This window comes from Yimella lutea (assembly GCF_006715095.1).
Taxonomy (GTDB): Bacteria; Actinomycetota; Actinomycetes; order Actinomycetales; family Dermatophilaceae; genus Yimella; species Yimella lutea.
Map to the genome: position 1 here is coordinate 1,706,503 of NZ_VFMO01000001.1, position 19,444 is coordinate 1,725,946.

19 protein-coding genes and 1 pseudogene are annotated in these 19,444 nt (G+C 66.6%); 12 read left to right on the forward strand and 8 right to left on the reverse strand.

Features of this window, described 5'->3' with window-relative positions; all coding sequences use genetic code 11:
• Positions 1 to 129: 129 nt before the first annotated feature.
• Positions 130 to 1,278: an NAD(P)-dependent malic enzyme gene (locus FB459_RS08065; RefSeq protein ID WP_129624039.1), complete on the forward strand. Its 1,149-nt coding sequence runs from the start codon at positions 130 to 132 to the stop codon at positions 1,276 to 1,278.
• Between the two features lie 59 nt (positions 1,279 to 1,337).
• Here FB459_RS08065 and FB459_RS08070 read toward each other — a convergent pair whose 3' ends face one another.
• Positions 1,338 to 1,967, reverse strand: a complete 630-nt coding sequence (locus FB459_RS08070) for a DUF937 domain-containing protein (RefSeq protein ID WP_129624038.1) — start codon at positions 1,965 to 1,967, stop codon at positions 1,338 to 1,340.
• 98 nt (positions 1,968 to 2,065) lie between these two features.
• On the opposite strand from FB459_RS08070, the gene FB459_RS08075 reads away from it, so the two are divergent.
• A complete protein-coding gene (locus tag FB459_RS08075; protein WP_129624037.1) occupies positions 2,066 to 2,254 on the forward strand; it encodes a hypothetical protein in 189 nt (62 codons plus the stop codon).
• A 74-nt stretch (positions 2,255 to 2,328) separates the two neighbouring features.
• Here the strand turns inward: FB459_RS08075 and FB459_RS08080 are convergent, their stop codons facing one another.
• Both FB459_RS08080 and FB459_RS08085 read right to left on the reverse strand, forming a co-directional pair.
• On the reverse strand, positions 2,329 to 3,156 hold the full coding sequence (locus tag FB459_RS08080) for an SDR family oxidoreductase (protein WP_129624036.1): 828 nt from the start codon (positions 3,154 to 3,156) through the stop codon (positions 2,329 to 2,331).
• Between the two features lie 76 nt (positions 3,157 to 3,232).
• On the reverse strand, positions 3,233 to 3,829 hold the full coding sequence (locus FB459_RS08085) for a DUF3043 domain-containing protein (protein ID WP_239702018.1): 597 nt from the start codon (positions 3,827 to 3,829) through the stop codon (positions 3,233 to 3,235).
• Positions 3,830 to 3,988: 159 nt separating this feature from the next.
• Between FB459_RS08085 and FB459_RS08090 the strand changes: the two genes are divergently transcribed.
• From FB459_RS08090 to erpA, 5 genes are all read left to right on the forward strand, one after another.
• Entirely contained in the window at positions 3,989 to 5,290 is a 1,302-nt protein-coding gene (locus tag FB459_RS08090; RefSeq protein WP_141929469.1) for a dipeptidase, read from the forward strand.
• Entirely contained in the window at positions 5,287 to 6,375 is a 1,089-nt protein-coding gene (locus FB459_RS08095) for a glutathione S-transferase family protein (protein ID WP_141928089.1), read from the forward strand. Before FB459_RS08090 ends, FB459_RS08095 begins: the two co-directional genes overlap by 4 nt.
• Before the next feature lie 63 nt (positions 6,376 to 6,438).
• On the forward strand, positions 6,439 to 7,128 hold the full coding sequence (locus FB459_RS08100) for a M50 family metallopeptidase (RefSeq protein WP_246092372.1): 690 nt from the start codon (positions 6,439 to 6,441) through the stop codon (positions 7,126 to 7,128).
• Between the two features lie 46 nt (positions 7,129 to 7,174).
• Positions 7,175 to 8,254, forward strand: coding sequence for a glycerate kinase (locus FB459_RS08105; protein ID WP_141928091.1), 1,080 nt, complete (start codon positions 7,175 to 7,177; stop codon positions 8,252 to 8,254).
• Positions 8,255 to 8,376: 122 nt separating this feature from the next.
• Positions 8,377 to 8,754 (forward strand): iron-sulfur cluster insertion protein ErpA, encoded by a 378-nt coding sequence (gene erpA / locus FB459_RS08110; RefSeq protein ID WP_129624032.1) that lies wholly within the window; start codon positions 8,377 to 8,379, stop codon positions 8,752 to 8,754.
• Between the two features lie 64 nt (positions 8,755 to 8,818).
• Here erpA and FB459_RS08115 read toward each other — a convergent pair whose 3' ends face one another.
• Positions 8,819 to 10,312 carry a serine hydrolase domain-containing protein gene (locus FB459_RS08115; RefSeq protein WP_141928092.1) on the reverse strand — a complete coding sequence of 498 codons (1,494 nt, stop codon included), beginning with the start codon at positions 10,310 to 10,312 and terminating at the stop codon, positions 8,819 to 8,821.
• A gap of 76 nt (positions 10,313 to 10,388) precedes the next feature.
• On the opposite strand from FB459_RS08115, the gene FB459_RS08120 reads away from it, so the two are divergent.
• The 5 genes and pseudogenes from FB459_RS08120 to ctaF all read left to right on the forward strand — a co-directional run bounded on the left by FB459_RS08120 (position 10,389) and on the right by ctaF (position 15,256).
• Positions 10,389 to 11,369, forward strand: coding sequence for a carbohydrate kinase family protein (locus FB459_RS08120; protein ID WP_141928093.1), 981 nt, complete (start codon positions 10,389 to 10,391; stop codon positions 11,367 to 11,369).
• 19 nt (positions 11,370 to 11,388) lie between these two features.
• Positions 11,389 to 12,066 (forward strand): annotated as a pseudogene (gene aat / locus FB459_RS08125) (leucyl/phenylalanyl-tRNA--protein transferase).
• Positions 12,067 to 12,192: 126 nt separating this feature from the next.
• Positions 12,193 to 13,119: an aa3-type cytochrome oxidase subunit II gene (gene ctaC, locus FB459_RS08130; RefSeq protein ID WP_425472315.1), complete on the forward strand. Its 927-nt coding sequence runs from the start codon at positions 12,193 to 12,195 to the stop codon at positions 13,117 to 13,119.
• Positions 13,119 to 14,846 (forward strand): aa3-type cytochrome oxidase subunit I, encoded by a 1,728-nt coding sequence (gene ctaD / locus FB459_RS08135; protein WP_141928094.1) that lies wholly within the window; start codon positions 13,119 to 13,121, stop codon positions 14,844 to 14,846. Before ctaC ends, ctaD begins: the two co-directional genes overlap by 1 nt.
• The gene (gene ctaF / locus FB459_RS08140) at positions 14,843 to 15,256 is read left to right on the forward strand and encodes an aa3-type cytochrome oxidase subunit IV (protein ID WP_129624027.1); all 414 of its coding nucleotides are present in this window, start codon (positions 14,843 to 14,845) and stop codon (positions 15,254 to 15,256) included. The genes ctaD and ctaF overlap by 4 nt, the downstream gene beginning before the upstream one ends.
• Before the next feature lie 66 nt (positions 15,257 to 15,322).
• Here the strand turns inward: ctaF and FB459_RS08145 are convergent, their stop codons facing one another.
• From FB459_RS08145 to qcrA, 4 genes are read right to left on the reverse strand one after another with little or no spacing between them, the layout of a single operon-like run.
• Positions 15,323 to 15,691 (reverse strand): metallopeptidase family protein, encoded by a 369-nt coding sequence (locus FB459_RS08145; RefSeq protein ID WP_141928095.1) that lies wholly within the window; start codon positions 15,689 to 15,691, stop codon positions 15,323 to 15,325.
• Positions 15,688 to 16,485: a 2-phosphosulfolactate phosphatase gene (locus tag FB459_RS08150; protein WP_141928096.1), complete on the reverse strand. Its 798-nt coding sequence runs from the start codon at positions 16,483 to 16,485 to the stop codon at positions 15,688 to 15,690. Before FB459_RS08150 ends, FB459_RS08145 begins: the two co-directional genes overlap by 4 nt.
• Before the next feature lie 47 nt (positions 16,486 to 16,532).
• Positions 16,533 to 18,344 (reverse strand): cytochrome bc1 complex cytochrome b subunit, encoded by a 1,812-nt coding sequence (gene qcrB / locus FB459_RS08155; protein ID WP_141928097.1) that lies wholly within the window; start codon positions 18,342 to 18,344, stop codon positions 16,533 to 16,535.
• Positions 18,341 to 19,417 carry a cytochrome bc1 complex Rieske iron-sulfur subunit gene (gene qcrA, locus FB459_RS08160; protein ID WP_240795867.1) on the reverse strand — a complete coding sequence of 359 codons (1,077 nt, stop codon included), beginning with the start codon at positions 19,415 to 19,417 and terminating at the stop codon, positions 18,341 to 18,343. The genes qcrB and qcrA overlap by 4 nt, the downstream gene beginning before the upstream one ends.
• Positions 19,418 to 19,444: the final 27 nt, after the last annotated feature.

Genomic DNA, 19,444 nt, shown 5'->3' on the forward strand with positions numbered 1-19,444 from the left:
GGGCCAACCTCGCGTTTCGAATCTCACGGAAGTGCGCCGCCACCCCGGCGATCGACCGCTCAACAGTCCGGCTCCCAAGCCGGTGCTCATCGACGAGCCGATCTTCGAAGGTGGAGACCTTTGTCTGCTATGACTCATCCCTCACGCCCCGATACCTCCGGACCCGTGTTCGCCGCCCACGAGGGCGGCAAGCTGGAGTCCGTTCCGAGCAAGCCCTTGCGTGACCGCAAGGACCTTGCTCTGCTGTACACCCCCGGCGTCGCCGACGTGTGCCGCGCCATCGCCCAGGACCCGCAGTTGTCGTTCGAGTACACGACGCGACGCAACACCGTCGCGGTCGTCACCGACGGCACCGCGGTGCTGGGTCTCGGTGACATCGGGCCGGTCGCGGCCCTGCCGGTGATGGAGGGCAAGGCGGTGTTGTTCAAGCACTTCGCGAACGTCGACTCCGTGCCGGTATGTCTGGAGACGGGCACCGTCGAGGAGATCGTCGAGGCCGTCGTCCGCCTGGCACCGACCTACGGTGGCATCAACCTCGAGGACATCTCGGCGCCCCGCTGCTTCGAGATCGAGCGCCAGCTCAAGGAGCGCCTGGACATCCCGGTGTTCCACGACGACCAGCACGGCACCGCGATCGTCGCGTTGGCTGCGCTGATCAATGCCGCGAAGGTCGTCGGACGCGAACTGTCGAGTCTGCGCGTCGTCATCGGTGGTGCGGGCGCGGCCGGTGTCGCGATCGCGAACATCTTCCGCCGGGCCGGCATCGACGACCTCGTGGTGTGCGACTCGCGCGGGATCATCGAGCCGCAGCGCACCGACCTCACCGACATCAAGCGCAAGCTCGCCGCGACGACCAACCCCCTCGGGTTGCGCGGCAAGCTCGGCGACGCCCTGCTCGACGCGGACGTCTACGTCGGCGTCTCCGGTGGCACTGTGCCGGAGTCGGACGTGGCCAAGATGGCCGACAACTGCATCATCTTCGCGCTCGCCAACCCCGATCCCGAGGTGCACCCGACGGTCGCGCAGAAGTACGCAGCGGTCGTCGCCACCGGCCGGTCGGACTTCCCGAATCAGATCAACAACGTGCTCGCGTTCCCGGGACTGTTCCGCGGCGCGCTCGACTCCGGGGCTCCGCAGATCACCGAGGCGATGAAGATCGCTGCGGCAGAAGCGATCGCGTCCTTGGTGGACGAGCCGTCCGCGACCGAGATCGTGCCGAGTGCGTTCGATGACCGCGTCGCCCCGACAGTCGCCAAGGCCGTCGCCGACCTGGCTTGAGACACAACGAAATCCGGGTGAGCCTCAGCGGCTCACCCGGATTTTGCATGTGTGGGGTTCTAGCGGCGTCCGCCGCCGAGGAGATCGCCCAGGATGTCGCCGAGTCCGCCCGGCAGGCTCGACCCGCCGGCCTGACCGCCCTGTCCGCCGGCCATGCCGCCCAGGATGCTGCCGAGGATGTCGGCGAGTCCGCCACCACCCGGTTGGCTCTGACCCGCGTCCGGTGCGGACTGACCCGGCTGCTGCGGTGCGGGCTGACCGCCGCCGAGTCCGCCGCCGAGTCCACCTCCGAGTCCACCTCCGCCGAGCACCTTGCCGGCGATGTAGTTCAGCACGATCGGCGCGAGGATCGGCAGCAGCTTCTTGATCAGGTCGCTGCTCGCCCCACCCTCGAGCCCGCCGAGGCGGTTGGCTACCTCGTCCTGGTTCGGACCGAAGACGTGGCTGACGATCTTCTGACCCTCGCGCGGGTCCACGGCGTCCAGTGAGGGAGTAGTGCCCTGGTGCTCGCCGAGGGCATCGAGCAATGACTGTGCGCCGCGTTCGTCCTGGGCGTTGACCTGCATGCCACCGAGAAGGGTGGGGATCAGTTGCTCGGCCGCCTGACGGGTGCTCGCCTCATCGGCGCCGATCTGCTGCGCGAGGCGGTCCATCGGGAGCTGGGAGAGGATGTCCTGGCGTGCGTCCATGGAAACTCCTGGTCCGGTGTCGTCGCCGTCGACGACGTTCCGAGCAACCCTAGTGCGCTGCCACCCGTGTGGGTAGCGCGAACGTTTACGGTCGATTCATGAACGAATGGACGTGGACCTACACCGGTGGCGAGCAGGACGCATCCGCCGCCTTTCCGACGCAGGCCGAGGCCGAGGCGTGGCTGTCGGAGAGTTGGCAGGAACTCGCCGACCAAGGCGTCACCGCGGTCACCCTGCGGCAGGGTGAGTTCGACGTGTACGGCCCGATGCCGTTGTCGCAGAACTGATTACCCAGACGCCAGGGGTATCGAGATCCGCGCGCGTCAGGACGCCCGTAGATCCCGAGACCCCGCGCGCCTGATCAGTCGAGGAAGATGTCCAGCTCGAGCTGGTCGTCGGTGCCGCCGTACTGCAGCAGGTCGGTGACGCCCTCCTCGCGCAACACCTCTTCATCGATGAAGAAGTTGCCGGTGCACTCGCGCGGGTCGCGCACCAGGATCGCGTGTGCGGCGTCGGCGACGATCTGCGGGGAGCGGCTCTTGGTCATCGCCTCGTCGCCGCCGAGCAGGTTCTGGACGGCTGCAGTTGCGATGAGGGTGCGCGGCCACAGGCTGTTCGCCGCGATCCCGGCGCCGCGCAGTTCCTCGGCCAGGCCGAGGGTCACCAGGCTCATGCCGTACTTCGCCATCGTGTAGCCGAGGTGCCGCCCGGCCCACTTCGGGTCGAGGTTGATCGGCGGCGAGAGGGTCAGGATGTGGGCGTGCTCGGAGCGCTGAAGTTGGGGGAGCGCCGCGGCTGCGAGCAGGTATGAGCCGCGAGCATTGATCTGGTGCATGAGATCGAACTTCTTCATCGGCAACGAACTCACCGGTGACAGGTCGATGGCGCTCGCGTTGTTGACGACGATGTCGATGCCGCCGAACCGCGACACCGCCTGCTCGACGGCCGATCGGACGGAGTTCTCGTCGCGGACGTCGCCCACGACCGCCAACGCCTGGCCACCGGCCGCCTCGATCTCGGCGGCAGCGGTGTGAACGGTGCCCTCGAGTTTGGGGTGCGGTTGGTCGGTCTTGGCCAGCAGGACGACGTTCGCGCCGTCCTGCGCTGCCCGCAGTGCGATCGCGAGCCCGATGCCGCGGCTACCGCCGGACATCAGGATGGTGCGTCCGGCGATGGTGGTGCTTGCCATGTGAGTCTCCTTGGCGTTCAGCGGTTCTCTTCGAGAACTCGGTTCAACAAATGTCCGCCCGGCCGGAGGCTCGGACTCAGCGGGGAGCTTCGCCGCGCTTGACCTGCGGGCGCGGCATGCGCGACAGGCGCATCTGGAAAGCGCGCATGATCGCGTAGGACTTCGAACCCTTCGGCGGGTCCTCGCCGAACCGGGCACGGATCTTCTTCTTCAGGCGCAGCCACAACAGGACGCAGTCGACGATGCCGACCACGATGACCAGCCAGACCAGGATCAGCGAGGCGATCTGGAAGTTGCGGTTCGGGATGACCGTCATCACCAGCACGATCAGCATGAGCGGGAGCAGGATTTCGCCGATGTTCCAGCGGCTGTCGACCGTGTCGCGGATGAACCGTTTGATCGGACCACGGTCGCGCTTGGGCAGTGCGCTCTCTTCGCCGCGGGCGAACGCGTCCTTCTGCCTCATCCGCTCGAGGCGTGCTTCCTGTTTGGCGTTCTTCTTGGCGGCATCACGGTCGGCCGGTACCAACGGCTGACGGCGGGCGGCCTGCTGATCGCGGCGCTTCGGGGTCGGCCGGCCCTTCTTGCCGGGGACGCCGTTCTCGCTCACCGACTCCCGGATCTCGTGATCCTCGACGGTGGGCTGCTGGGATTCCTTCTTACGGCCGAACACAATCCACGATCTTACGGTGCGTTCGACGATGCGCCCGACCACACCCGCAAGTCCAGGTTCGTGGCGCTGACCTCGCCGGACCGCGGACTTCCGGGCGGATACGGTGGAAGGGTGACCACTGATCGAGTCGAATCCCTGCGTGACCGCGTCCGAGAACTCATGCCGCAGGTGCGTGCCGATCTCGAAGCCCTGACCCGCATCCCGAGCGTCTCGCTCGATTCCTTCGACCAGGCGCAGGTCGAAAAGAGCGCGGACGCCGTCGCCGATCTGCTCAGAGCCGAGGGGTTGGAGGTGCAGATCGTCCGCGAGGGTGGGCGTCCGGCGGTCATCGGACGGCTGGCCGCACCCGAAGGCGCTCCGACCATCACCCTGTACGCCCACCACGACGTCCAGCCACCCGGTGACGACAAGGACTGGGATACTGCGCCGTTCGAGCCGACCGAACGTGACGGACGTCTGTTCGGCCGTGGTGCAGCCGACGACAAGGCCGGCGTGATGGCGCACCTCGCCGCGATCCGCGCCCACGACGGCAAGCCGCCGGTGGGGGTCAACGTGTTCGTCGAGGGTGAGGAGGAGATCGGCTCCGACTCGCTCGCGACGATCCTCGACAAGCATGGCGACCTGCTGCGCGCCGACGCGATCGTGCTCGCCGACTCAACCAACTGGGAGGTCGGTGTCCCGGCCCTCACCACCACCCTGCGCGGGATGGTCCGTGTCGCGATCCAGGTCGAGACCCTCGACCACGCGATCCACTCCGGTATGTACGGCGGTGCCGTCCCGGACGCGATCACCGCGCTCGTCCGTATCCTTGCCGGGTTGCACGACGACCAAGGAAACGTTGCGGTGCAAGGACTTTCGCAGGGGCTGGCCGCCGAACTCGATTACGACGAGGCTCGTCTGCGAGCCGAGAGCGGTCTGCTCGACACGGTCTCGCCGATCGGTTCGGACTCGATCCTGTCGAGGCTGTGGACCAAACCAAGCATCACCACGATCGGCATCGACGCGCCGTCCGTCGACACCGCGTCCAACACGCTCGTGCCGTCGGCGCGCGCCAAGGTCTCGATGCGCCTGGCGGCCGACGAGGACCCGCGGCACGCCTATGACCTGCTGCGACAGCACATCGAGAAGACGACGCCCTGGGGCGCGGTCGTCGAGGTGAGCCTGGACGACGAGGGCGCCGGTTTCGCCGCGGACGCGCAGGGGCCGATCTACGACATCGCCCGCAGTTCGTTCCAGGACGCGTGGGACGGACGGGAGCCGGTCGACATCGGGGTCGGCGGATCGATCCCGTTCGTGGCCGCGTTCGCCGAGAAGTTCCCGGACGCCGCGATCCTGGTGACCGGCGTCGAGGATCCCGACTCGCGTGCCCACGGAGCGAACGAGTCGCTGCACCTGGGCGAGTTCGAACGCGTCTGCCTGGCTGAAGCTTTGTTGCTGGAACGACTTGGAGGTCAGAGATGACTGAACGCAAGGGATACATCGAGAGCACCTACGAGCGGGACACCCGCTACATCGGCGACCGCATCCTCGCCGACACCGACAGTGACCTCGCCCGTGAGATCAAGGACGCGGGCGTCGAGGTGTGGCCGGTCGAACCCGGCCGCTACCGCCTGGTCGCCGCGCGCGCCTGCCCGTGGGCGAACCGGACCATCATCGTGCGGCGGTTGCTCGGTCTGGAGGACGTGCTGTCGATGGGCCTCACCGGCCCGACCCACGACTCCGACAGCTGGACCTTCGACCTCGACGAAGGTCAGGTCGACCCGGTCCTGGGCATTCCCAAGCTCAAGGACGCGTACGACAAGCGCGAGCCCGGCTACCCGCGCGGCATCACCGTCCCCGCGATGGTCGAGATTGAGTCCGGCAAGGTCGTCACCAACGACTTCCCGCCGATGACGCTCGACTTCTCCACCGAGTGGACGCAGTACCACCGCGAGGGTGCGCCCGACCTCTACCCCGAGGCGCTGCGCGAAGAGATGGAGCCGGTGATGCGGCGCATCTACACCGAGATCAACAACGGCGTGTACCGGTGCGGATTCGCGGGGGAGCAGAGCTCGTACGAGGACGCGTACGACCGGCTGTTCACTGCCCTGGACTGGGTCAGCGAGCGCCTGGCGGACCAGCGGTACCTGATGGGCGACACGATCACCGAAGCCGACGTCCGGTTGTTCACCACGCTGGTCCGCTTCGACCCCGTCTACCACGGCCATTTCAAGTGCAACCGACAGAAACTGACCGAGATGCCGATCCTGTGGGCATACGCGCGCGACCTGTTCCAGACGCCCGGTTTCGGCGACACCGTCGATTTCCAGCAGATCAAGCAGCACTACTACGTGGTGCACAACGACGTGAACCCGACGGGCATCGTCCCCAAGGGGCCGAACCTGCTCGGCTGGGGCGAGCCGCACGGCCGCGAAGGACTCGGTGGCAGCCCGTACGGCGAAGGCACCGCTCCGGGTGAGGTGGCTGTTGCGGAGCGCGTGCCGGTGGCGCACAACCCGTTGCTGGGTGACGACGGACAGCTCCTGGTGCGAACCCCGGGGGCCTGACACCGCTGACCCACAGTCGGATCACATCGGCACTCAACGTAATTCATCGACGTTGAACGGTTCGTGAACGACCTTCTCGACCGGATCGCCGCCACGACGCCGCCCGACCGCACGATCCTTCTCGTGTGCGCCGCGGCGGCGCTGGCGGCGTTGCTGGTGCGGCAGGTCTTTGCCCTGACCCGTCACCTGGTGACCCTGATGCACGAGGGCGGTCACGCGTTCGTCGCGATCGCCGCGGGGCGATCTCTGCACGGCATCCGCCTGCACTCCGACGCCTCGGGCGTCTCGGTCTCCCGCGGCCGTCCGTCCGGCGCGGGCATGGTCGCCACCCTCTTCGCCGGATATGTGACCCCTGGCCTGGTCGGCCTTGCCGGCGCGTACGCGGTGCCGAACGGATGGTCGAACGCCTACCTGTGGGGTGCGGTCCTGCTCTGTGCGGCGATCCTGCTGCAGATACGCAACCTGCACGGGCTGTGGGTGGTGCTGGCGTTCGGCGTCGGGCTCGGGTTGATCACCTGGTTCGGCACGGACCTCGTGCGGTCGACGGTGGCGGGCACCCTGGCCTGGTTCCTGCTGCTCAGCGGACCCTGGGGGATGGTCGGGCTGTGGAAGACGCGCCGACGCGACCGTAGCCGCACCGACGTCGACCAACTCGCCGCGATCACGCCCGTTCCCGCTGTCATCTGGTGGACGCTGATGCTGCTGGTGACCGTGGCGACCGGCGTCGTCGGCGGTCTGCGGTTGACCGCCTGAGTCACCCGTTGAACGGTCGGCTCTGCCGTGCGGTGGAATAGCGGTCATGCGAGTACTCGTGGCACCCGGACCGTTCGGCCGGCTCGGAGCGGGTGAGGCTGCATCGGCGATCGCCAACGCCTGGCGAGAGGCGAGCCCACACGTCGAGGTGGTGACCGCACCGCAGGCGGACGGCGGCATCGGAACAGCCCAGGTGCTCGGCTCCGCGCAGCACGCACAACCGATCGTGGTCGACGCCCAGGCAGCCACGGTTCCGGCCTTCCTGTCTGCGGACCGCTCGCGAGCCTGGATCGACTCGGCCGAGGCGGAGGCTGCCGGGGGAGAAGACTCCGCGTCGCTCGGTGCGGCGGTGGCCTCGCTGCTCGCCGACGGCGTGCGGACGCTGGTCATCGGACTCGGCGGTGTTCGCAGTCTCGACGGCGGCCGCGGATTCGTCCGGGCTCTTGCCGGGTCGGCGGACGCGGACGGTGTGCGCCGGGCCCGTGAGTTGCTCGCCGACACGACGGTCACCGCCGTCGCGAACACAGACCGGCAACTGCTCGGCTTCCACGGGGCGTGTTACCCGGCTATAGAGGAACTGGGCCTCGACAAGACCGACGCCCAAGCCGCCGAGCAGGCGATGGGCGAGTGGCTGGACGTCGTCCGCGCGGCAATACCCGCACGGCGAGACCTGTTGCAGGGCAAGCCGATTCGCCCGGAGAAGGAGCGGGGGGCCGGTGCGGCCGGTGGTTTGGGTTTTCTGTTGTTCGCGCTGGGCGCACAGCTGGTCGCCGGTCCTACCTACGTCGCGGGGCAGACCGGCCTCGCCGAGAAGATCACGCACTGTGACCTCGTGGTCACAGCGACCCAGGTCTTCGACTGGCGGGTGCTCGAACACAGCGTGCTGGCCGAGGTGACCTCGGCCGCCGCTACGGCAGCGACCCCGGCCGTGGTGCTCGCCGACGAGGTGCATGTCGGCCGCCGGGAACAGATGTCGCTCGGTGTCCAAGGTGCGTACTCGGTCAACAAGTCCGGCTGGATGCGTCCCGTACCCGCGTCGGCGGCCGAGCTCGCCGAATCACTGCCGGGTCTGGCTCGCCGAGTGGCGGGCACGTGGACACCACCCCCGAGAACCGACGTACCCTAGGTACGTCCGAACGAACGGGAAGATTCTGGCCGACCTTCTCGTTACACACCCCGGACGCCTGGACCGGCGCCGAAACCGGCGGTTCAGCCCGAATGCACTCGCCCGCAAAGGAAATGTGAGACATGAGCATCGACAGCAATGCGACCGAGGCCCAGACCGACACGCAGACGGAAACGCACGGTGTGGAGCTGACCGATGTCGCCGCGGCCAAGGTGAAGAGCCTGCTCGAACAGGAGGGTCGCGACGACCTGCGCCTCCGTGTCGGCGTGCAGCCCGGCGGCTGCTCCGGCCTGATCTACCAGCTGTACTTCGACGAGCGCACCCTCGACGGTGACCTCGTGCGCGACTTCGGCGGTGTCGAGGTCGTCGTCGACCGGATGAGCTCGCCGTACCTGCTGGGTGCGACGATCGACTTCGCCGACACCATCGAGAAGCAGGGCTTCACGATCGACAACCCGAACGCCGGCAGCAGCTGCGCGTGCGGCGACTCCTTCAGCTGAGCCGCCTCCACAGCAAGCATCGAGCCCCGGACACCCTCGCGGTGTCCGGGGCTCGGTCGTTTTCTCACGTCCTCGGCGCGAGCAACGCGGGTTCGGTACCGGTGAGCGGTGGCAGGCGCCACCCGAGGTCGAACGTGCCTGTTTCGGCATCCGCGACGAACCGGAAGCGGTGCGGCGATTCGATCGCGATCACATCGGCGACGAATCGGGTCGGCGTCTGCCACCCACCGCGTGCCAGCACGGGCATCGACGCGCCGTGCGGGAAGGTCCACGTCGTCTGCGTCCAGGTGGCCGCAGTGACGGTGAGTTCGAAGGCGCCGACGCGTGCCTCCAGCGCGACGGTGGTCCGGCCGTCCGCCACGCTCACCGTCGCGTCGCTCCAGTGCTCAGGGAACCGTCCCGCACCCGAATACGGATCGACCTGCGCGCCGATGAGTTCGGCTCGGACCCAGCGGTGTTCGCCGGCGGGTGCGTCGAACGGACCCACTTCGTCAATGTCGAGTGTCAGGGTCGACAGTCGATCGGCAAGCGTCGCATCCGCCTCCGGATCGCCGGGGCGGTCGATCGCCGGCAGCACGTGCTCCCACAGCAGGTCGAGGATGCGCTGCATGTCAACCGTCTCGGCCGTCATGGCGACCACCGTCCGTTGCTGGGGAAGAACGATCGCGAACTGCCCGAACGCACCGTCGCCGCGATAGCCGTGCCGGGCGCACCACAGGCCGAACCCGTAGCCCTGATCCCAGTCCGGGTCGGCCTGCGGATCACGGTTGGACGGCCCGAACGGCACTCGTGCGCGGCGCACCCAGTCAGCCGACAGGATCCGATCCCCACGCCAGACGCCCTCATCGAGGTAGAGCTGAGCGAGCTTGAGCAGCGCATCGGTCGCCGCGTGAATTCCGGTGAACCCCAAGGCATTTCCGGCAGCATCCGTCTGTGTGATGACCCGGCCGATGCCGAGTGGATCGAGCAGCCGAGGACGCAGGTACGGCAGCAGGCCCTCGCCGCTGACGTGGGCCACGACGCGCGACAGCAGGTAGGTGGCGACCTGGTTGTAGGCGAAGGTAGACCCCGGTTCGTGGTCGAGTCGGGTACGCAGGATCAGGTCGATCCAGTCGACGTCCGCCGGCTTCCCGTCGGCGGCGAACGCGCCTTCGGTGCCGCGTCGCCAGGCGTCGTCGTCGTGACCCACCGTCATCGACAGACAGTGCGCGATCGTGACGTCGAACCACGCCGGGTCGATCCGTGAACGGTCGGTCTTGAGCAACCACCACGGCAACTTCTCCAGCACTCGATCACGCAGGTCGAGTTCGCCTGCGTCGACCAGCAGGCCGACCGCGGTGGCGGTGAACATCTTGCTGCAGGAGTAGAGGAGATGGACGCGGTCGGCGGTGTAGGGCGACCAGTGCCCCTGCGCGATCAACTTTCCTTCACGCGCGATCATCAGCGAGTGCAGGTCGCAACCGGCCCGTTCGGTGGCGTCCACGAACCTGTGGATCCCGGCGGCGTCGACCCCGACGGACGACGGTGGTGCGGTGGGGAAGGCAATCGCGTGAGTCACGCGCCCACGCTATCCAGACCAGCCTGTCCACGCCCGGATTCTCATCACGAATGTGCCGGCCGGTAGGTTGCAGGCCATGAAGATCGCCGTCACCGGTTCCATCGCCACCGACCACCTGATGACCTTCGACGGTCGCTTCGCCGACTCGCTGGTGGTCGAGCAGCTCGACAAGATCTCGGTGAGCTTCCTGGCGCAGGACCTGCAGATCCGCCGCGGTGGCGTGGCAGCGAACATCGCATTCGGTATGGGCAACCTCGGTGTGCGTCCGGCCCTGGTCGGTGCGGTGGGTGAGGACTTCGTCGACTACCGATCGTGGCTCGAGCGCCATGACGTCGACTGCAAGTCGGTGCACACGTCCGAGACCAAGCACACGGCGAGGTTCGTGTGCACCACCGACAACGACATGGCCCAGATGGCGACCTTCTACGCCGGCGCGATGACCGAGGCGCGCGAGATCGAACTGGCGCCCGTCGCGGCTCGCCTCGGTGGCCTCGACCTGGTGCTCATCGGCCCCAACGACCCCGAGGCGATGCGCCGCCACACCAGCGAGTGCCGCAACCGCGGCATCGACTTCGTCGCCGACCCCTCGCAGCAACTCGCGTTCGGTGACGGACCGCTGATCCGCGAACTCATCGACGGCGCCGCCTACCTGTTCACCAACGAGTACGAGGCGCAATTGGTCCAGCAGAAGACCGGCTGGAGCGTGGACGAGGTGCTCGGTCGGGTCGGCGTACAGGTGATGACCAAGGGCAAGGACGGCGCCGTCGTGCTGCGTCACGGCGAAGAGCCCATCGAGGTCGGTGTCGCGGGGGAGCGCACCAAGGCCGATCCGACCGGTGTCGGGGACGCCTTCCGCGCCGGTTTCCTGTGCGGTCTGGCCTGGGAACTCCCCCTCGAGCGGTGTGCTCAGGTGGGCTCGATGCTTGCCACCTACGTGGTGGAGACCGTCGGCACCCAGGAGTACGAGCTGAAGCACGCCGAGTTCCTCGACCGTTTTGAGCAGGCGTACGGCGCCGACGCCCGTGCCGACATCGAGGCGCACCTGAAGAAGGCTTGAGTCGGGCCCGGTCAGTCCGATGCCGGCAGAACTCCCGCCCTCGCGGTACGACTTCGAGGTCGACATCCCGCCGCACTCCGGTGACTTCGTCATCGGTGGTGCGGATCTCGCCCCTGCCACGTTGGTGGACGCCTACCGGCACGGGTTCTTCCCGATGGGCACGAGTGAGGGGGGCGCGCCGCCGATGGGTTGGTGGTCACCCAGCCCGCGCGGCGTCCTGCTGCACGGCGACCACCATGTGTCCCGGTCGCTGCGCCGAAGCCGGCCGCAGTTCGAGATCACCGTCGACGCCGCGTTCGACGAGGTCGTCGCCGGCTGCGCCGACCCCTCCCGCTCGGGCGCCTGGATCACCGACACCGTCGCGCAGGCCTACGGACGTCTGCACGCACTCGGTCGGGCGCACTCGATCGAGGTCTGGTCGAAGCACGGCGACCTGGTCGGCGGGTTTTAAGGGGTGTCCGTCGGCGGGCTGTTCGCCGGGGAGTCGATGTTCCATCGGGTCACCGACGCCAGCAAGGTCGCGCTCTGGGCGGCGGTCGATCTGGTGTTCGACGACGCGGGGGAGAACCGCCTCTTCGACGTGCAGTGGCAGACGCCGCACCTAGCCAGGCAGGGCGTCCGATCGGTGTCTCGTGAGCGGTACCGGGCGTTGCTCGAAACAGCACTCTTGCAGCCTCCGCCCGCCGGTTTCGTGTGATCCGCACCGATCCCGGCGGGAGCGTCCCAAGCAGGACGTGCCGGATACGCATCGATCCGGTGACAGGACAGGCCAAGCGGTCCACCCTGGCCGCGCAAACGAACGAGGTTGGGATATGGTTTCAGCGTGCCTGGAACCAAGACAAACCCCTCCGTGGGGTCTTCACGTCAGCGGACGCGGACGCACATGATCCGCGCGGTCGGCCTCGGCGGCGCAGCGCTGCTGCTCAGCGGCTGCACCGAATACCAAGAGCGGGGCTTCCTGCCCAAGGGCGTCACCGAGCTCTCACCGGAGATCACCGACTTCTGGGTCGCGACCTGGGCGTGGGCCATGGGCGTCGGTGTTTTCGTGTGGGCGCTGATGTTCTGGTGCATGGCGCGCTACCGCCGTAAGAAGACCGACACCGGTCTTCCGCCGCAGATCGCCTACCACGTGCCGATCGAGATCCTCTTCACGGTCGTGCCGATCCTGATGGTCGCGGTGCTGTTCGGCAAGACGGTCGAGATCGAGAACAAGATGCTCGACACCTCCAAGAAGCCCGACGTGACGGTCAACGTCGTCGGCAAGCAGTGGAGCTGGGACTTCAACTACGTCGACGAGAAGGCATACGACGTGGGCACCCAGGCCGTCATGGACGGCAAGCCGGGCGCGGAGAAGACGATCCCGACGCTCTACCTCCCCGTGAACAAGCGGGTCGAGTTCGTGCTGACTGCTCGCGACGTCATTCACACCTTCTGGGTGATCCAGTTCCTGCAGAAGATGGACATGATTCCGGGCCGGGTGAACAAATTCCAGGTCACCCCGTCCGAGATCGGCACCTACAAGGGCAAGTGCGCCGAACTCTGCGGCGCCTACCACTCGCAGATGCTCTTCAACGTGAAGGTCGTCAGCGAGGCCGACTACAACAAGCACATCCAGTCGCTCAAGGACCGTGGCTACAACGGATTCTTGTCCAACTCGATGGCGCGCAAGGGCTCGACCTTCGCACCGGGTGAGCAGCAGTACCTGCCCGCCGGGTTCGACCAGGACGACGTCGTGGAAGGAACCAAGTAATGGCAACCACCACTCCGGTCGGAGCCCAGCTCGGGGGCGACAGCCCCAAGGGTCCGCCGCAGCGTCACCCCGGCCGCACCGTGGTCAAGTGGATCACCTCCACCGACCACAAGGTCATCGGCAACCTCTACTTCATCTCCTCCTTCCTGTTCTTCCTTCTCGGTGGCGTGCTCGCCCTGATGATCCGCGCAGAGTTGTGGGCGCCGGGTCTGTCGGTCGTCGACAACCCCGAGCAGTTCAACCAGTTGTTCACCATGCACGGCACGATCATGCTGCTGTTGTTCGCAACGCCGCTGTTCGCCGGCTTCGCCAACGCGCTGGTGCCGCTGCAGATCGGTTCTCCGGACGTAGCGTTCCCGCGCCTGAACATGTTCGCCTATTGGCTGTACCTGTTCGGTGGACTGATCGCCGCGTTCGGCTTCCTGACCCCGCAGGGTGCGGCCGCCTTCGGTTGGTTCGCGTACGCCCCGCTGAGCAACTCCACCTTCAGCCCCGGTCTCGGCGGAAACCTCTGGGTCTTCGGCCTCGGCCTCGGTGGTTTCGGCACGATCCTCGGTTCGGTCAACTTCATCACCACGATCGTGTGCATGCGTGCGCCCGGTATGACGATGTTCCGCATGCCGATGTTCACCTGGACGGTGCTGATCACCTCGATCCTGGCGCTGATCGTGTTCCCGGTGCTGGCCGCCGCAATGTTCGGCCTCGGCATGGACCGGGTGTTCGGTGCACATGTCTTCGACCCTGAAACGGGTGGAGCGATGCTCTGGCAACACATGTTCTGGTTCTTCGGGCATCCAGAGGTCTACATCATCGCCCTGCCGTTCTTCGGTATCATCTCCGAGATCCTGCCGGTGTTCAGCCGTAAGCCGATCTTCGGCTACAAGGGTCTGGTCATGGCCACCGTCGCCATCGCCGCTCTGTCGGTGAGCGTCTGGGCCCACCACATGTACGCGACCGGGCAGGTGCTGTTGCCGTTCTTCGCGGTGATGACGATGCTCATCGCCGTCCCGACCGGTGTGAAGTTCTTCAACTGGATCGGCACCATGTGGGGCGGATCGATCACCTTCGAGACTCCGATGTTGTGGGCGCTCGGCTTCCTGGTGACCTTCTTGTTCGGTGGTCTAACCGGTGTCATCCTGGCCAGCCCGGCCCTGGACTTCTCGCTGACCGACTCCTACTTCGTGGTCGCGCACTTCCACTACGTGATCTTCGGCACCGTCGTGTTCGCGATGTTCGCCGGCTTCTACTTCTGGTGGCCCAAGCTCACCGGTCGGATGCTGGACGAGACCCTCGGCAAGATCCACTTCTGGTTGCTGTTCATCGGCTTCCACATGACCTTCCTCATCCAGCACTGGCTGGGTGTCGACGGCATGCCGCGCCGGTACGCCGACTACCTGCCGGAGGACGGCTTCCAGTTCATGAACCAGGTTTCGACCATCGGTTCGATGATCCTGGGCGTCTCGATGCTGCCGTTCTTCTACAACGTGTGGAAGACCTGGCGCACCGCTGCGATGGTGGAGACCGACGACCCGTGGGGCTACGGCGCCTCGCTGGAGTGGGCGACCTCCTGCCCGCCGCCACGTCACAACTTCGACCGCATCCCGCGGATCCGCTCGGAGCGTCCGGCGTTCGACCTCAACCACCCCGAGGCGGCACCGCCGTCCGTCTCGGCATCGAAGAAGGTTCTGGCTGACATCTCCGCCGGACGGGAAGGTGACGTGCGATGAAGACCGAAGCAAGGCTCTTCTACGGGATCGGCATTTTCATCCTGCTGGTGTTCGCGATTTACACCTTCTTCACCATGCGGGACGCTCGAGGTATCGAGCCGGTCGGGGTTGCCGGCCTGCTGCTGACCGCCGGTCTGTGCTTCATGTGCGGCTTCTTCTTCTCCCTCTCCGGAAAGAAGAGCGACCCGCGTCCGGATGACGACCCCGACGGTGAGATCTCGGACGTCGAGGGTGACTTCGGCTTCTTCGCGCCGCACTCGTGGTGGCCGCTGATCCTGGCTTTCGGGTGTGCGCTGGTGATGTTCGGTGCCGCCGTCGGTTGGTGGATCGTCATCATCTCGATGCCGGTCCTGGTCATCGGTGCGATCGGTTGGACCTTCGAGTTCTTCCGCGGTGAGGACTCCGTCTGACGCACGCACAAGACAACACGACGAGCCCCGGCCCACTCGGCCGGGGCTCTCGCGTGCGGTGAATGCTCAGCCCCAGCCGAGTTCGTGCAGACGGTCGTCGTCGATGCCGAAGTAGTGGCCGATCTCGTGCAGCGTGGTGACGCGGATCTGTTCGATGAGGTCGGCCCGGTCACGGCTGTGCCGGGTGAGCGGGCCCTGGAACAGGAAGATGCGGTCGGGCAAGGAGCCGTATATGTAGCTGTCCATGCGCTGGGGCAGCGGGATGCCGACGTACAGGCCCAGCAGCTCGGCGTGTTGACCACGTTGTTCGTCCGTCGGCTCGTCCTCGATCAGGATGACGACGTTGTCCAGGCGGTCGAAAAGGTCCTGCGGGATCTCGTCGAGGGCATCGGCGACGGCGTCCTCGAAGTCTGCGCGGGACAGCGGGACGGTCACGTCAACTGGCGTGGCTGACGCGTCGCCTGGAAGGCGCCGTCGACAAGCTTGGGGACGCCGTTACTGGCGTTCAGCTGACCGATGAGGTTGACGTCGTCGCCGTACCCCTTGGAGATGAGCTCGATGCCACTGCTGATGGTCTTCAACCGGCCGGCCAAGGTACGTTTCACCGCGCGGTACGCCTCCACGGCGACCTCAGCTTCGGGGGAGCGAGCTTCGGCGGGCAGCCCGCACAGGATGGCGCCGGCGCCCCAGAGATCTTCGCTGGCGACGCGCATCGTGCCGTCGGGCCAGCGTTCGCCGGCCGGCACGACCAGCACTTCGCCGCCGTTCTCCAGGTGCTTGGCGGCATGCTCGCAGACTGCACGCGCATTGCGCAGGCAGCCCACGACGACCTCGGCCCCGGTCTCCGCCAGGGCAGCGCTGATCGTCGAGCCGTTGGGGGAGGGAAGCACCAGGGCCTTGAAGGGTTCTGCGGCCAGGATCGAGGCGGGAGACAGCGACAATTGTCCGGGCGGATCTCCGACCCCGCGCTCATGCCGTTGACTGGCCAGCACCGCCCCGGTCTTCTCGGCCAGACGGGCGGCACCGGAGTCGCGCCATCGGTACGGGTAGACGACCGCGCCTCGATCGGTTGCCAGCGAGACGCAGGTGCTGAAACTGCACACGTCCACCACGACGGCGAGCAACGGTGCCTTCGCCTCGAGGGCCATGTGCCGCGCGCCCGAGCCACCCCAGACACAACGAACCGGCCAATGACCTTGCAGGAGAGCGGGATTGTCCGCATTCTTCATAGGTGATCAGCCGGTTCGTCGGTCGGGTTCGGTGACAGGGTGCGAGATCAGTGGGTGTCGCTGGTCTCGCGGTCGTCGGTGTCGCGACGGTTGTACGCGCTGTGCTCGTCGAGTTCCTGCGCGGTGCCCACACCGGAGAAGTGCCCGAAGGACGGCTTCTTGGTGGCGGCGATCGCAGCCTGCTCCAGTTCGGCTTCGCGGCCGTGCGTGTGGTGCTCGGCTGCGAGCTCGGCCGGGGTCACCGGCTCGATGCGGTCACTGAAGTAGAAGTTCGACAGCTTGGCGCGCAGCTTCTCGCCCTTGGTGCCCTTGCGGCGCACACCGTTCGCGTCGACGTCCGGACCGGCCCCGACCGGGCGGTAGGACTTGTACGACACCAGCGGCCAACGCTTGTACTCGTCGATCGGCTCGTGGGCCTCGAAGAAGCGACCGTCGGCCGTGCGGACGATACGCCCGGTCTCGCGTCCGTGCAGGACGAGATCGCGGTCGCGACGCTGCAGACTCAGGCAGATTCGCTTGGTCACCCAGAAAGCGATGATCGGGCCGAGGAACACCATGATGCGGAAGAACCAGGTGATGTCGTTGATCGACAGATGCAGCTTGATCGCCATCAGGTCGTTACCGGCTGCGAACAGCAGGATGAAGTAGAACGTGATGAACGCCATGCCGATGCCGGTGCGCGTCGGGTTGTTGCGCGGGCGGTCGAGCAGGTGGTGCTCCTTGGTGTCACCGGTGACCCAGCGCTCCAGGAACGGGTAGATACCCATCGCGGTCCACATCAGCGGAATGAGCAGCACGGCGCCGATCATCACGTTGAAGCTGTAGGTATGGCCCAGCAGGTTGAATTCGAGCCAGCCCGGTAGCAGTCGCAACGCGCCGTCGGCGAAGCCCATGTACCAGTCGGGCTGCGATCCGGCAGTCACCTGCGTCGGCTCGTACGGGCCGTACATCCAGATCGGGTTAATGGTCACCAGTGCGGACACCAGGGCGATAACACCGAACACGATGAAGAAGAAGCCACCGGCCTTGGCCGTGTAGACCGGCATCAGCGGGAAGCCGACGACGTTCTTCTCGGTGCGACCCGGCCCGGGGTACTGGGTGTGCTTGTGCACCATCACCAGCAGGATGTGCGCGGTGAACAGGCCGATCAGAAGAGCCGGCAGCAGCAGCACGTGGACGGTGTACAGGCGGGGGATGATCGCCTCACCCGGGAAGCCGCCACCGAACAGGCCGTAGGCGATGTAGGTGCCGATGACCGGGACGCTGAGGATGAAGCCCTGGGCGGCGCGGACACCCGTACCGGACAGCAGGTCGTCCGGCAGCGAGTAGCCGGCGAAGCCCTCGATCATCGCGAGCATGAACAGCAGCAGTCCGATGACCCAGTTGATCTCACGCGGCTTGCGGAAGGCTCCGGTGAAGAACACACGGAACATGTGCAGCATGATCGACACGAGGAAGATCAGCGCGCCCCAGTGGTGCATCTGACGGATCAGCAGACCACCGCGCACGTCCATGGAGATGTCGATGGTGGACGCGAAGGCCTCCGACATCGGCACGCCCTGCATCGGCACGTAGGAGCCGTCGTAGACCGTGTGGCCCATGCTCGGCACGAACCAGAAGGTCAGGAAGGTGCCGGTGATCAGCACGACGATCATCGAGTACATCGCGATCTCGCCGAGCATGAACGACCAGTGGTCCGGGAAGACCTTCTTCATCAAGAACTTGGCAGCCTTCGCAGCGCCGGTGCGCTCGTCGACCCAGTTGCCGATCGCGCCGGCCGGGCCGCCGCTCTTCTTCGGGGCGTCGGTGCGATCGTCGGTGCGCAGGGCGTCCGCAGGACGGTGTGCAGCGGTACTCATGCAAGCTCCCAGAAGCTCGGGCCGACAGCGTCGGCGAAGTCGCCGTCGGCGACCAGGTAACCCTCGTCATCGACCGAGATCTTCAACTGTGGCAGCGGACGCTTGGCCGGGCCGAAGATGACCTTGCAGTCCTCGGTCATGTCGAAGGTCGACTGGTGACACGGGCACAGCAGGTGGTGCGTCTGCTGTTCGTACAGGCCGACCGGACAGCCGACGTGGGTGCAGATCTTGGAGTAGGCGACGACGCCCCCGATGCCCCAGTCACGCTGTTTCTGCGACTTGATCTTGTTCTCGTCGAGGCTGACCAGGATGACCGAGGACTTGGCCTTTTCGTTCAGCGGGTGCTCGGTCTCGTTCACGCCTTCGGGCAGCACGTGGAACACCGAACCGAGAGTGACATCGGACAGACGGATCGCGGTGCCGGCGGGGTCGCGCATCAGGCGACGGTTCTTGCCGTTGAGCTTCTTGCCCCAAAGGGTGACCTCGAGGTCGTTGCGCGGCATCGGACCCATCGAGCCCAGCAGCTGCAGGCCGAGGGGGAGTGCGAACAGGCCGAGTGCACCGCCCATGGTCATCTTCAACAGCGGACGACGCGTCAGGTGGGTGGACTCGGCGGCGTCGGCGAGGGTCTTCACGACGCTGGCACGGGTCTCGTCGTCCGAGCGCAGCGGGTGGCGCTCCTCGACGACTTCCTCGTCCGACATCAGCGTCTTGGCCCAGTGGATGGCGCCCAGGCCGATGAACAGGATCGACAGACCGAGCGTCACGCCGAGTGCGGTGTGACTCGCGCCCACCTTGCCGCTCAGCGGCAGCGTGACGGTGGCGTCCTGGCCGATCGCGAAGTAGCTCACGATGAACAGCAGCGTGAACAACATCGACAGACCGAACATCGTGACGACCTGGAGTTCGGACCGCTTCGCGGCCTTCTCGTCGTGGTCACCGTGACGGTGGATGTGCGGGGGGAGTCCCGGGTTCTCGAAATTTTCCGGGGTGTCGGCGGCCCCGTGCGACGCGACCGCGGTGCCGTGGCTGCCGTGCGCGTCGTTCGAGTGCCGTGCGACTTGGTTCGTCACTGCGGGATCCTCCTGCGGAGTGGGGTC

Coding starts and splice junctions, on each gene's coding strand:
- FB459_RS08065 (WP_129624039.1), top strand. CDS start 130: ATGACTCATCCCTCACGCCCCGATACCTCCGGACCCGTGTTCGCCGCC.
- FB459_RS08070 (WP_129624038.1), bottom strand. CDS start 1,967: ATGGACGCACGCCAGGACATCCTCTCCCAGCTCCCGATGGACCGCCTC.
- FB459_RS08075 (WP_129624037.1), top strand. CDS start 2,066: ATGAACGAATGGACGTGGACCTACACCGGTGGCGAGCAGGACGCATCC.
- FB459_RS08080 (WP_129624036.1), bottom strand. CDS start 3,156: ATGGCAAGCACCACCATCGCCGGACGCACCATCCTGATGTCCGGCGGT.
- FB459_RS08090 (WP_141929469.1), top strand. CDS start 3,989: ATGCCGCAGGTGCGTGCCGATCTCGAAGCCCTGACCCGCATCCCGAGC.
- FB459_RS08095 (WP_141928089.1), top strand. CDS start 5,287: ATGACTGAACGCAAGGGATACATCGAGAGCACCTACGAGCGGGACACC.
- FB459_RS08105 (WP_141928091.1), top strand. CDS start 7,175: ATGCGAGTACTCGTGGCACCCGGACCGTTCGGCCGGCTCGGAGCGGGT.
- erpA (WP_129624032.1), top strand. CDS start 8,377: ATGAGCATCGACAGCAATGCGACCGAGGCCCAGACCGACACGCAGACG.
- FB459_RS08120 (WP_141928093.1), top strand. CDS start 10,389: ATGAAGATCGCCGTCACCGGTTCCATCGCCACCGACCACCTGATGACC.
- ctaD (WP_141928094.1), top strand. CDS start 13,119: ATGGCAACCACCACTCCGGTCGGAGCCCAGCTCGGGGGCGACAGCCCC.
- ctaF (WP_129624027.1), top strand. CDS start 14,843: ATGAAGACCGAAGCAAGGCTCTTCTACGGGATCGGCATTTTCATCCTG.
- FB459_RS08150 (WP_141928096.1), bottom strand. CDS start 16,485: ATGAAGAATGCGGACAATCCCGCTCTCCTGCAAGGTCATTGGCCGGTT.
- qcrB (WP_141928097.1), bottom strand. CDS start 18,344: ATGAGTACCGCTGCACACCGTCCTGCGGACGCCCTGCGCACCGACGAT.